Origin of the sequence: Hyphomonas sp. UBA4505, from assembly GCF_002388685.1 — a bacterium.
Classification (GTDB): domain Bacteria; phylum Pseudomonadota; class Alphaproteobacteria; order Caulobacterales; family Hyphomonadaceae; genus Hyphomonas.
On sequence record NZ_DGMZ01000012.1, the window covers coordinates 168,026 to 179,597 of the forward strand.

Consider the following 11,572-nt stretch of genomic DNA (forward strand, 5'->3'; position numbering starts at 1 on the left):
AGGCGCAGTCTCCGCCGGGAACACGGGGAGACGCGCCATGATGGATTTCATCAAATATATTTCGGTGGCCTTCACGGCGCTATCGCTCGCCTTTACGGGCTGGCTGCAATACGAGAAATTTCGCCTCGACGGGGAATGGCACATCGACACCTGCACCGAAGAGGCCGACTTCACACGTTATGAGGGTTTGCACCTGGCTTGGCGGGTTTTCCTGTCAGATGATCCGCTATCGGCTCCGGTGGTGGGCGATGGCGAGAAGATCCAGGAAGCCTTCAAACCGATCCCTGCCACCGCGCGCTTTCCGGTCCGTCTGGTCGGCACGAAAGAGATCAACTCGGTCACTTTGACGGGTCGGTTTGAAGGCTCCCGCCGTGCGTCTACCGGGCGGTTCGAATTTGCGCCCAGCCTCTCCAAACGTCTCTTCTCGGGCTACATCCCATTCTACCAGCGCAATGTCGACGTGTTGGACGGACGCTTTGCCTTCACCGCGGGCAACGCCCGGGGACCGGCCCGCGCCGTGCGTCTGACAGACGGGAAAATGCCGGAAGGGCTTGCCGCTTTCACCTGTGGCGACAGCGCGGCGACCGAGACGTCTCCTCCCGAAACGGACACCCATGATGCGTCTCCCCCGGCACAGCTCTGAGACGCGACGCCTAGAGTCGTCCAGCCTTCCGAAGTATCTCAAGGGCTGGCTCAAGCTGGGGCTGATAGCGCTTCCAACGGTCCACAGATGATCGATACATGGGCTGGCGCACCTGGGCGACGCTGGCGGTGGCCACGGGCGCGCTATTCTCCTGAAAGTCCAGACATGCCTGCTCGAAGTCGAGACCGCAAAATTCCAGAAGCCGCCGGGTTTCCGCCTCGGGTTCCTCCACCAGGGTCTCATAGTCAACCAGAGTGAACCGCGAGGACGGGAGCGCGCCCGTGTAAGTCTCAACAAGACCATGAAAGCGCGCCACATAATCCGCCAGGTCTTCAAGACTGTGCGCGCAACGATAGTGCAATGCCGACAGGGCGAACAGCTGGCGATAGATGCTCAACACACTATCGGCAGGCTGTCGCCGCAAACAGATCACGCGCGCATTCGGCAAGGCGGCAAGTATGGCCGGAACAAGTAAGGCATTGATCGGCATCTTGTCGGTGAAGCGCTGCGCGCCGTTCAATATTCCCTGCACACTTTCGATATAGTTTTGTCCGACCGCCAACAGGTCGGTTCCGGCCGCCCCCTTGATCGTACGAGCGTCCAGCATGTCCGCGCTGTCATTGCCGACTGCGCGCTTCAGGAAAGCTCCGAACTCCGGGCGTTCTCCCGCAGACACGATGCCGGAGTGGCTGGAAATGATACGGTCGACAAGTGTGGTGCCGGTACGCGGCAGGCCGACAATGAAAATCGGGCCGCCAGTTTGAACCTCACTGTTCACGCCGAGCGTATGGCACAGCGCTTCGGCGGCTTCGAAACTGGCCTGATTCTGCATTCGCTGACTGGGAATATTCTGACGCACCAGGGCCTTGCCCTTGTCCAGCCAGTCCATGGCTGCTGCCGGGTCGGCCAGGTCCTCATGCACTTTTGCAATGGCATGGGCGAGTTGAAGCCCGCCTTCAATGTCTCGCGGGTGCCGCTGCTGCCAAGCGGCCTCAAGCTCCGCGACTGCGTTCTGCTCTGGGCTGTGTTTCGTGATCAGCGCGAGATAGGCGCGCGCCGGAATGTACTGAGGCGCAAATTGGAGGCAGGTTCGGTACGCTTTCCTTGCCCCCTCAAAATCACCAATGAATTGCAGGGACGAACCAAGATTGAAGAAGACGATCGGATCATTCGAAGAGGCGGTCGCGGCCTGCCTGTGAAAGGCGACCGCTTCCTCATGCCGATCCAGGGCGCTCAACGTGGCGCCGATAGATGCCAGCGTGAAACCGTCCGATGGCTGTAGTTTTATGGCGGCTTCAATATGTATGAGCGCCTGCTTCGGCAAAGTCAGCTTGGCGTAGCATCGCGCGGCCTGAACGTGCGCTCCCGGCTCGGGATGGCCTTTCTCAAGCGCGCGTTCGAACAGTTTCAGGGCGCGCTCGAACTGATTGTGTTCATAATTGATGATACCAAGCACAAAAAAAGCATCGGCGCAGTCCGGGTCCTGCTCCAGCGCGTTCCGGCAATAAGCATGGGCCTCCCGGTAACGCTTCTCTCCCAGCAATTGCCGCGCAGGCTGCAGCGGCGCGAACGGTCGGCCTGAACTGCGGCCGTCGTTTCCGGGATTTTGATTATCAGTCGACATGCGGCCGATGTTTGCCGCCCCCGGCGTGCGAACACAAGAGACTGCGAACCTGACCGTCTGCAGCAATGCAACCGGCATCCCGCGCCCTCACTTTTGCAGCCCGGACCGAAAGCGAACCCTTTCCCCTGCCCGCAAACCCTCATATCTCTCTGACCATGGCCAAGACCGCGACGACTGCCTTTGTGTGCCAATCCTGTGGCGAAGTTCATTCCAAGTGGAGTGGCAAATGCGCGGGCTGTGGCGAGTGGAATACGCTGGTCGAGGAGACGGTCGGCGGCACGCCGGGCGGTCTCGCTGCGCCCAAGGCCGGCACGAAGCGCTCCAGCAAGACAGAATTCGTCGCTCTGAACGCCGAGACCGAAACGCCGGCACGCATCGTCATGGGTGTGGAAGAACTGGATCGCGTCTTCGGCGGCGGCATCGTGCCATCATCCGCCACCTTGATTGGCGGCGATCCCGGTATCGGCAAATCGACCCTGCTGCTGCAAGTCGCCGCGCGACTCGCCCGCAATGGCGTGAAAACGGTCTATGTGTCTGGCGAGGAAGCTGCCGCGCAAATCCAGGAGCGCGCCAAGCGACTGAAGGTTGCCGAAAGCCCGGTCGACCTCGCCACCGAAACCGACCTTCGAAAGATCCTTTCGGCGCTGAAAGCGGCCAAACCTGATTTCGTGGTGATCGATTCCATCCAGACCATGTGGTCTGACAGTCTTGAGGCCGCGCCCGGCTCGGTCAGCCAGGTCCGGGCCTGCTCGCAGGAACTGACTCGCTGGGCCAAGAAGTCCGGCGCCGCGCTGGTGCTCGTCGGGCACGTCACCAAGGAGGGCAATATTGCCGGTCCGCGCGTGGTCGAGCACATGGTCGATGCCGTCTTCTATTTCGAGGGTGAGCGCGGACACCAGTTTCGCATCCTGCGCGCCGTGAAGAATCGCTTCGGCCCGACTGACGAGATCGGCATCTTCGAAATGCATCAATACGGCCTCGCCCCGGCCAAGGAACCATCTGCCCTGTTCCTGTCAGCCGATGGCGATGGCGAAGGCGGGGCAGCGGTCTATGCGGCGATGGAAGGCTCACGTCCTGTGCTCGCCGAAGTGCAGGCATTGGTGGCCAAAAGCGCCTATGGCACGCCCCGGCGCAGCGTCGTCGGCTGGGATGGCGGGCGTCTTGCCATGCTGCTCGCCGTGCTGGAAGCGCGCTGCGGGATCAGCCTGTCGGGCATGGATGTCTATCTCTCGGTCGCAGGCGGCTATCGCATTGGCGAACCAGCCGGAGACCTTGGCGCGGCGGCGGCGCTGCTGACCTCCCTTGCCGATACGCCTGTGCCCGAGCGGACCGTGTTCTTCGGCGAAGTGGCCCTGTCGGGCGCAGTGCGCCCGGTGGCCCGCATGGAGCAACGTCTCAAGGAAGCCGTCCGGCTTGGCTTCACCCATGCTTATGTGCCCGAAGGCAGTCCGACTTCAGTGGATGGCTTGACGATCACCCCAATTAAACGGCTTATCGATCTCGCCCACCTTCTCGCTCCGGACGCCCAAAATGCTTGAGTCCATTACAGCTTTCGACGCTATCGCGGTTGCAGTCATTGTGATCTCCGCGATCATGGCATTTGCCAGAGGGTTCCTGCGCGAGATCGCGACACTCGGATCATTCATCGCCGCCCTGGCCGCCGCCTTCTATGCCCGCCGCTTCTTTGCAGACGGCGTGCGCACGCTGGTGCCGGAAGGCGTGGACCCGTTGCTGGGCGATCTTGCCCTGGTCGTTGTCGCATTCATCATTGTTTATGTTCTGGTCGCATGGTTTGGCCAGCGCCTGTCCAAGAACATCCAGGGCGCCGACGGCATTGGCATGTTCGACCATTTCGCCGGTCTGTTCTTTGGCATTGCGCGCGGTGCCATCGCCCTCGTTTTCTTTGCCGTGCTCCTCAATCTGGCGCTTGATGAGAGCCGGATCCCGGACTTCATCCGGAATTCGATGACGTACCCACCACTCGCCGAGATGGCGAACTATGTGAACGACAATGCGTCGAAAGTCGGAAAAGATGTGCAAGCCGCCCTTCCCTCAGAGGGCAAAACAGGGCAATAGGCCCTTGTCGCAATACCGTCACTCAGGAGGTGCGTCTCAAATGGTCCTTTTCGATCATGATGACGACAAGCCCCGCGAGGAATGTGGCGTCTTCGGTGTCTTTGGAAATCATGAAGCCAGCCTGCTGACAGCGCTTGGCTTGCATGCGCTCCAGCATCGCGGGCAGGAAGCCTGCGGAATGATTACCTTTGACGGCAAGCGATTCCCCTCGGAACGTCATTTGGGCATGGTAGGAGAGCATTTCGGGGGAGACCTCCGAACGCGCCTGCCGGGTCATGCTGCCATCGGCCATAACCGATACTCTACACAGGGCCGCACCATATTGCGGAACGTGCAGCCAATCTTCGCCGACCTCGCCGGGGGCGGGTTCGCCGTGGCGCACAATGGTAACCTCACCAATTCCCGCAAGCTGCGCCATGACCTCGTCAAGGACGGCGCCATCTTCCAGTCTACCATGGACACGGAAGTCATCCTTCACCTCGTCGCGCGCAGCACGGGCAAGGATTTCCTCGCGCGCCTGGTGGACGCACTTCAGAGAATCGAAGGCGGCTACGCATTGGTCGGCCTGACCGGCAAGAAACTGGTCGGCGCGCGTGACCCGGTTGGACTGCGCCCATTGATCCTTGGAAAATTGGGCGACGCATATGTGCTGGCCTCTGAAACTTGCGCGCTGGACATTATCGGCGCCGAGTTCGTGCGTGAAGTCGAGAATGGCGAAATCGTCATCATCAGCGACAAGGGTGTCGAATCCTATCGCTTCGCTCCGCAGCGCCCGACCAGTCCCTGTGTATTCGAATACGTCTATTTCGCCCGTCCGGACAGCATCGTTCAGGGCCGTTCGATTTATGAAGTACGCCGCCGCATGGGACACCAGCTGGCCGCCGAAACACCCGCCGATGCGGATGTCATCGTGCCGGTGCCGGATTCGGGCGTGCCCGCTGCACTCGGATTTTCCGAAGCGTCCGGCATCCCGTTCCAGATGGGTATCATCCGGAACCACTATGTCGGCCGAACCTTCATCCAGCCGACCCAGACAGGACGTCAGAGCGCGGTCTCCAAGAAGCACAGCCCCAATCGCGCCGTCCTGGAAGGCAAACGTGTCATTCTCGTCGACGATTCCATCGTGCGCGGCAACACGTCGAAAAAGATCGTCCAGATGGTGCGTGATGCCGGCGCCAAGGAAATTCATTTCCGTTCGGCCAGCCCACCCATCCTGAACCCGGACTTCTACGGCATCGACATGGCGGCCAAATCCGAACTGTTCGCGGCGATCCATACGCACGAGGAAATGGTCAGTGAACTGAACGTCGACTCGCTCGGTTTCCTGTCGGTACCGGGCCTCTATACCGCCATTGGAGAGCCGCAGCGCAATCCGATGCAACCACAATTCTCCGACCATTGCTTCACGGGTGACTATCCAACGCCGCTGGTCGATAATGAACATGCAGAATCCGACAAGGAGCGTCAACTCTCCCTGCTGGACGACGCTTGATCGCCTTTCCTGAGCCGCGCCATGACAGATACCCCTTCCGCTTCCCCGAGGCTCGTCCTTGTTACCGGCGCCTCGCGTGGCATTGGCCGCGCCGCCGCGCTGGAGCTTGCCCGTCAAGGCAACATCGTCATTGCGGTTGCCCGCTCCAAGGCCGCGCTGCAGAAGCTTGACGACGAGATCCGCGCGTTTGGCAGCGAAGCTGTTCTTGTGCCGATGGATTTGAAAGACACCAAGGGCATCGAGACGCTCGGCAAGGTGATCGGCGAACGCTTTGGTCGTCTGGATGGTCTCGTTGCCAATGCCGGCATTCTTGGCACGCTTGGCCCGGTCGAGACGTGTGGTCCCCGCAGCTTTGAAGAGACGATTGCGGTGAACCTCACTTCCAACTTTCACCTGATCCGCACCCTTTCGCCCTGGATGCATCAGTCCGATACGCCCCGCGCCGTCTTTGTGACGTCCAGCGTTGCCCGAAAGCCGCGTGCATTTTGGGGCCCCTACCAGGCCGCCAAGGCAGGGATGGAAGCACTCGTCATCGGTTGGGCCGACGAGAATGAGAACATGAAACTGCGCGCCAATATTTTCGATCCGGGTGGCACACGCACCGGTATGCGCGCCGAAGCCATGCCCGGCGAAGATCCGATGACTCTTCCGACCCCGGAAGAGGTTGCCGCCGAACTGGTCAAGCTGGTCAGCCCGAGCGAGACACGCACCGGCCAATTGGTCACCTATCGCGAACTGGCCGGATCGAAGGGATAAGGCAGAATGGCGAAGGATGACCTCTTCCTCCTTCAGCCCCCCTTTGAAGACCCGGCCTATCCGGACGAGATTTTCTATTGCTGGCATTGCATGTTGATGGAAGGTCTGATTGCCGCCTTCCCATGCTTGGCCGAACAGATCGATATTCACCGCATCGCCTGGCCGCGCCCACGCGCGGACCTGGTCAGTCGTCTCGGGCCTGAGAACCAGTCCCTCCCCGTGCTGATCCTGTCGGATGCAGGCGAAGGATGCCAAGGCGTCAAGCAGCATGCTGGCGTGCATTTCATCGACGACAAGGATGCAATTCTGAACGCGCTGACCCTTCGCCACGGTATTCCCACGCCGCATCCTTGAAGCAGCAAACCAAGTCCGGCAGAAGGATGGCCATGTCCACGCATCTATCTCCCGCCTCTCTGCGCCCCCGATCCGCCACACTGGACGACTTGCCCGCCTTGAAAGAATGCGAACAGGGAATCATCGCCGCCGAGCGGCCCTACGACCATACGCTGAAGCCGGATCCGATCAGCTATTATGATCTTGGCGAACGCGTCCGGTCCGAGGATGCAGAAGTCGCCGTGATTGAGCTGGACGGTGCCATCATTGCGACGGGCTATGCAGAAAAGCGGGCGTCAAAACCCTACATTGCCTCTGACAATCACGCCTTTCTGGGATTCATGTTCGTGCACCCTGATCATCGCGGCAAGGGACTGAACCGTATCCTGACGGACTATTTGCTCGACTGGGCCCGCATGCGCGACCTCACCGAGATACGGCTGACCGTCTATAGCGGCAATGATCCCGCCATCCGTGCGTACGAGAAGGCAGGTTTCAATCCCTACATAACCGAGATGCGACTCAATCTGGACGAATGACTCTATTCCGGCGGCGTGGTGAGAGCAAAGCTCTCGCGCGCCGACATATCTTCAAACCAGGCCAGCAGGTTCGGATGCGGGCCACGCCAGTCGAGGTCGGGCAAGCGAAAGTCGAGATAGCCAAGCGCGCAGGCATAGGCGATCCGCCCAAGGTCGAATGCTTCCCGGTCTGACGCAACATCTTCGGCGATCTGATCCACGCCGCGATGAATTGCTGCCGTCCACCGATCCTGCCAGTAGGCGGAGCGCTCGGTTTCAGGACGTCGCGATTCCATGACGAGACTGAGCGCAGCATCCAGAATGCCATCACCAAGCGCCTGGGCCGTCAGCACCGCCCAGCGAGAGGCGCCTTCGCGCGCCAGCAAGGGCTCTCCCGCCGCCTGATGATCGAGATACTCGCAGATCACCGGACTATCGAACAGGTGAGCGCCGTCATCCATCTCAAGCGCGGGGACCTTGCTCAGGGGATTCCCAATTTTCGACGCAGCATTCTCCGCCATGGGATCAGCGCGCACCAATTCCACCGCCTCCTGCAACCCATGCTCAATGATCAGCACCCGCACCTTGCGGGCATAAGGAGACGTCGCGGAATAGTAGAGCTTCATCACATGCACCTTCAGGTCTTGAAATGCTTCGACAATTTCAGCCCCTGCCCCTGATAGTTGGAGCCCTTGCCGCCATAGAGACCCTTGGGCTTGGAGGCCATGCTTTCATAGACCAGCTTGGCGACGGGCTGGCCGTGTTCGAGGATAAAGGGCACGTCCCGCGACCGCACTTCCAGCACAGCGCGGCTACCGCCACTATTCGTACCGAAGCCCGGATCGAAGAAGCCCGCATAGTGCGCGCGGAATTCGCCCAACTCCGGCGCAATGGGCGCCATTTCGGCGGCCTCCATCGCGCCCACTTTCACCGTTTCGCGGCTGACCAGAATGTAGAACTCCTCCGGGTTCAGAACAATTCGACCATCGCGCGGCCAGATCGGCTCCCAGAACTGGCTCGCTTCATGCGCACCAATGCCGCGCAGGTCGACAATGCCCGAATGATGCTTGGCACGATAGCCAACTGGCTGGTCGCCCGTGGACTCGAGATCGATCGAGACCACTTTTTCCTTCAGCGTCTCAGGCTTCTTGCGCTTGAACCGTATCTGCGCGAGCCGGTCACCAGGGCGCACCATGATCGGGAAAGTGCGCGGGCTGACTTCCAGGTAGAGCGGGCCGGAATAGCCCGTTGGCACTTCATCAAAAGCGCGGGAGCGATTGGTGACGAGCCGCGTAAACACGTCAATCCGGCCGGTCGAGCTTTTCGGATTGGCCCGCGCCGCAATGCCGGCAGGCAAGCGCAGGGATTCCATCAGCGGCACAAGATAGACGCATCCCGTTTCCAGAACCGCGCCTTCCTTGGTCAAATCGATCCGGTGCATATGGATGCCCGGCTCCTGCAACATCTCGGCGACTGTACGATCCTTGCCGGGCAGGAAGCTCGCCCTCAGCCGATAAGCATCTTCGGCCAGGCGGAGATCAAGGCTTGCCGGCTGCACCTGCCCCTCATCCAGCGGCAGGTCCGTCCGGATCGCATCAGCGCCGAGAAGCGCTTCAATCTCATGATCAGACAATACACCAGAATCGACGGCCATCACTTGCACCCCTTACCCTCTCAGGCATAAGACCCGTTACAGGAAACACAAGGGACTATCGTGTCATGGCAGATGCACCGGGCGACGACGGAAAAAAGGGCTGGAAGCCTGCGACCAAAGCGGTGCGCGGCGGCCTTATGCGTTCCGAACATGGCGAGATTTCCGAAGCGATCTACCTGACATCCGGCTTTTCCTATGACAGCGCTGAACAGGCCATGCGCCGTATGGCGGGCGAAGAGGATGGCTTTGTCTATTCCCGCTATGGCAGCCCGACATGTGAGATGTTGCAACAGCGGCTCGCCCTGATCGAAAATGCCGAGGCCTGCCGCGTTGCTGCCTCCGGCATGGGCGCCATCTCAACCGCGATCCTGGCACCGCTGAAAGCGGGAGATCGCGTCGTGGCCGCGACGGCCCTGTTCGGATCCTGCCGCTGGATCATCGCCAATCAGATGCCCAAATTTGGCATCGAGACGGTTTTCGTGGATGGCGCTGACCTTGAGGCCTGGGAGCGGGAGATCGCCAAGGGCTGCCAGCTCGTCCTGATCGAGAGCCCGGCCAACCCGCTGCTGGACGGCGTCGACATCGAGGCGGTCGCCAGGCTCTGCAAGGCCGCTGGCGCGATTCTGGTGGTCGATAATGTCTTCGCGACGCCAATCCTTCAGAAGCCTCTGGAGCTTGGCGCGGATGTCGTCGTCTATTCCACCACCAAGCATATGGACGGCCAGGGCCGCGTCATGGGCGGGGCAATCCTGTGCGATTCGGCGCGGATGGAGGAAATCTACGATCCGTGGCTGCGCCATCTGGGCCCGGCTGCGTCGCCGTTCAACGCCTGGGTTGTGCTGAAGGGACTCGAAACACTTAAATTGCGCGTCGACCAGCAAACAAAAAATGCTGCCCGCCTGGCAGACATTATTGCGGATCATCCGGCGATAGCCGCCGTGCGCTACCCGCATCGCGAGGACCATCCACACTACGACATCCACAAGCGCCAGATGAGCGCAGGCGGCACCATGATCGCCTTTTCGGTGAAAGGTGGACAGGAAGAAGCCTTCAAGCTTCTGAATTCATTGGAGCTTGTCGATATCTGCAACAATCTCGGCGACACCAAGTCGCTCGCCTGTCATCCCTCCTCCACCACACACCGCGCGCTCAGCGATGAGGAGCAGGCCTCGATGGGACTCGATTGGAGCTGGATACGGATGTCGGTCGGTCTGGAAGATTCTGACGATCTTGTAATGGATTTGACGCGCGCCCTTAACAGTGTGTGAACGAATTGGATTGAATTTCACATGATGGGCAGACGGGTTCCTCCTCCGCAATACGAACAGATCACCGATGGTGTGCGCATTCGCGTGCGTCCGAAGTTCATGCATGACGAATCCGAACCGGCGCGCGCCCGGTTCATGTGGTCCTACACGGTCGACGTTGAGAATGAGAGCGAGCAGACTTGGACCATCGTGCGCCGTCACTGGCGCATCGTGGATGCCGAAGGCCGTCGTCAGGAAGTCGAAGGTGAAGGCGTGATCGGCCAGACCCCAACCCTCGGGCCGGGCGAACGCTTCAGCTATACGTCTGGCGCGCCACTGGCGGCCCCGTCCGGAATCATGGGTGGCACCTATGATCTCAAAGGGGATGATGGCCGCGTATTGATCGCGACCATTCCGATGTTCTCACTGGACAGCCCGTACGAGACGTCACTGCCCTGCTGAGATTCGTCTGGTTCTGATCAGCCCTTGATCTCGGCCTTGATCGCCTCATTCAGCCGTTCGCGATTTGCGCCTTCGATGAACTCATTGCCAATCAGGAAGCTCGGCGTGGCCTCGACACCTACGGCGCGGGCAAGTTGCTTGGACTCAGACAGTTTGCGCTGAATGTCGATCGAGCCCATATCGGCGCGCATTTTCTGGACGTTCATGCCCACATCCCTGGCCACTTCGTCGAGCTTGGCTTCAGTCAGGTCGTCATTGTTCTTGATGGCCATCAAAGCCAGATGGAATTCGCGATACTTGCCTTGCTTGCCGGCGGCGAGCGCCGCAAGCGAAGCGGTCTCACTGATGCCGCCAAAGATTGGCAGTTCCTTGAAGACGACCCGGACATTACCGTCATAGTCTTCCGGCAATGCCTGAATCCATTCGACCGACCGTTTGCACCAGCCGCAGCGATAGTCGAAGAATTCGACCACGGTGATCTCTGCATCGGCCGGGCCGATGAAATAGTCATTCTCATTATTGTAGATCGCGTCGAAATTGCTCGCGATGGCTTTCTGCGCCTCTTGAGAGGCTGCAGCCTGCTGCTTCGCGGACAGCTTGATCAGCGCTTCCTCGATGATTTCCGGGTTCTCGAGAATGTACTCCCGCACAACTTGTTCCATGGCTTCGCGATCAGCGACCGGCGCCGCCTTGCTCTCGGCGCAGGCGGGCGTCAGGGCGAGCGCAGCCATGGCGGCCGTCATCGTGGTCAGTCTGAAAGTCATGCG

Annotated in this window: 13 protein-coding genes; 9 read left to right on the forward strand and 4 right to left on the reverse strand. The window is 60.3% G+C overall.

Annotated features, from left to right (window positions below; genetic code table 11):
* The first annotated feature begins 37 nt into the window (after window positions 1-37).
* Window positions 38-643, forward strand: coding sequence for a hypothetical protein (locus B3527_RS09900; RefSeq protein ID WP_290479762.1), 606 nt, complete (start codon window positions 38-40; stop codon window positions 641-643).
* A gap of 10 nt (window positions 644-653) precedes the next feature.
* On the opposite strand, the gene B3527_RS09905 is transcribed toward B3527_RS09900, so the two are convergent.
* Window positions 654-2,267, reverse strand: coding sequence for a tetratricopeptide repeat-containing sulfotransferase family protein (locus B3527_RS09905; protein WP_290479763.1), 1,614 nt, complete (start codon window positions 2,265-2,267; stop codon window positions 654-656).
* A gap of 155 nt (window positions 2,268-2,422) precedes the next feature.
* Between B3527_RS09905 and radA the strand changes: the two genes are divergently transcribed.
* The 6 genes from radA to B3527_RS09935 are packed head-to-tail and all read left to right on the forward strand — an operon-like array spanning window position 2,423 to window position 7,463.
* A complete protein-coding gene (gene radA, locus B3527_RS09910) occupies window positions 2,423-3,805 on the forward strand; it encodes a DNA repair protein RadA (RefSeq protein ID WP_034811031.1) in 1,383 nt (460 codons plus the stop codon).
* On the forward strand, window positions 3,798-4,343 hold the full coding sequence (locus tag B3527_RS09915; protein WP_034811029.1) for a CvpA family protein: 546 nt from the start codon (window positions 3,798-3,800) through the stop codon (window positions 4,341-4,343). Before radA ends, B3527_RS09915 begins: the two co-directional genes overlap by 8 nt.
* Window positions 4,344-4,383: 40 nt before the next feature.
* Window positions 4,384-5,835, forward strand: coding sequence for an amidophosphoribosyltransferase (gene purF / locus B3527_RS09920; RefSeq protein WP_290479765.1), 1,452 nt, complete (start codon window positions 4,384-4,386; stop codon window positions 5,833-5,835).
* A gap of 21 nt (window positions 5,836-5,856) precedes the next feature.
* The gene (locus B3527_RS09925; protein ID WP_206991092.1) at window positions 5,857-6,591 is read left to right on the forward strand and encodes an SDR family NAD(P)-dependent oxidoreductase; all 735 of its coding nucleotides are present in this window, start codon (window positions 5,857-5,859) and stop codon (window positions 6,589-6,591) included.
* 6 nt (window positions 6,592-6,597) lie between these two features.
* Window positions 6,598-6,945: a DUF3088 domain-containing protein gene (locus B3527_RS09930; RefSeq protein ID WP_206991093.1), complete on the forward strand. Its 348-nt coding sequence runs from the start codon at window positions 6,598-6,600 to the stop codon at window positions 6,943-6,945.
* 32 nt (window positions 6,946-6,977) lie between these two features.
* Window positions 6,978-7,463, forward strand: a complete 486-nt coding sequence (locus B3527_RS09935; RefSeq protein ID WP_206991094.1) for a GNAT family N-acetyltransferase — start codon at window positions 6,978-6,980, stop codon at window positions 7,461-7,463.
* 2 nt (window positions 7,464-7,465) lie between these two features.
* Here B3527_RS09935 and B3527_RS09940 read toward each other — a convergent pair whose 3' ends face one another.
* Together B3527_RS09940 and B3527_RS09945 are read right to left on the reverse strand one after the other, a co-directional pair.
* Complete coding sequence (locus B3527_RS09940) at window positions 7,466-8,068, reverse strand: glutathione S-transferase N-terminal domain-containing protein (RefSeq protein ID WP_290479766.1); 603 nt, start codon at window positions 8,066-8,068, stop codon at window positions 7,466-7,468.
* 11 nt (window positions 8,069-8,079) lie between these two features.
* On the reverse strand, window positions 8,080-9,096 hold the full coding sequence (locus B3527_RS09945) for a 2'-deoxycytidine 5'-triphosphate deaminase (RefSeq protein ID WP_206991096.1): 1,017 nt from the start codon (window positions 9,094-9,096) through the stop codon (window positions 8,080-8,082).
* Window positions 9,097-9,161: 65 nt separating this feature from the next.
* Here B3527_RS09945 and metZ point away from each other — a divergent pair, with 65 nt between their 5' ends.
* Both metZ and apaG read left to right on the forward strand, forming a co-directional pair.
* Complete coding sequence (gene metZ / locus B3527_RS09950) at window positions 9,162-10,364, forward strand: O-succinylhomoserine sulfhydrylase (RefSeq protein ID WP_290479767.1); 1,203 nt, start codon at window positions 9,162-9,164, stop codon at window positions 10,362-10,364.
* Window positions 10,365-10,385: 21 nt separating this feature from the next.
* The gene (apaG, locus tag B3527_RS09955) at window positions 10,386-10,805 is read left to right on the forward strand and encodes a Co2+/Mg2+ efflux protein ApaG (protein ID WP_233347478.1); all 420 of its coding nucleotides are present in this window, start codon (window positions 10,386-10,388) and stop codon (window positions 10,803-10,805) included.
* Window positions 10,806-10,822: 17 nt separating this feature from the next.
* On the opposite strand, the gene B3527_RS09960 is transcribed toward apaG, so the two are convergent.
* The gene (locus B3527_RS09960) at window positions 10,823-11,569 is read right to left on the reverse strand and encodes a DsbA family protein (protein WP_290479768.1); all 747 of its coding nucleotides are present in this window, start codon (window positions 11,567-11,569) and stop codon (window positions 10,823-10,825) included.
* Window positions 11,570-11,572: the final 3 nt, after the last annotated feature.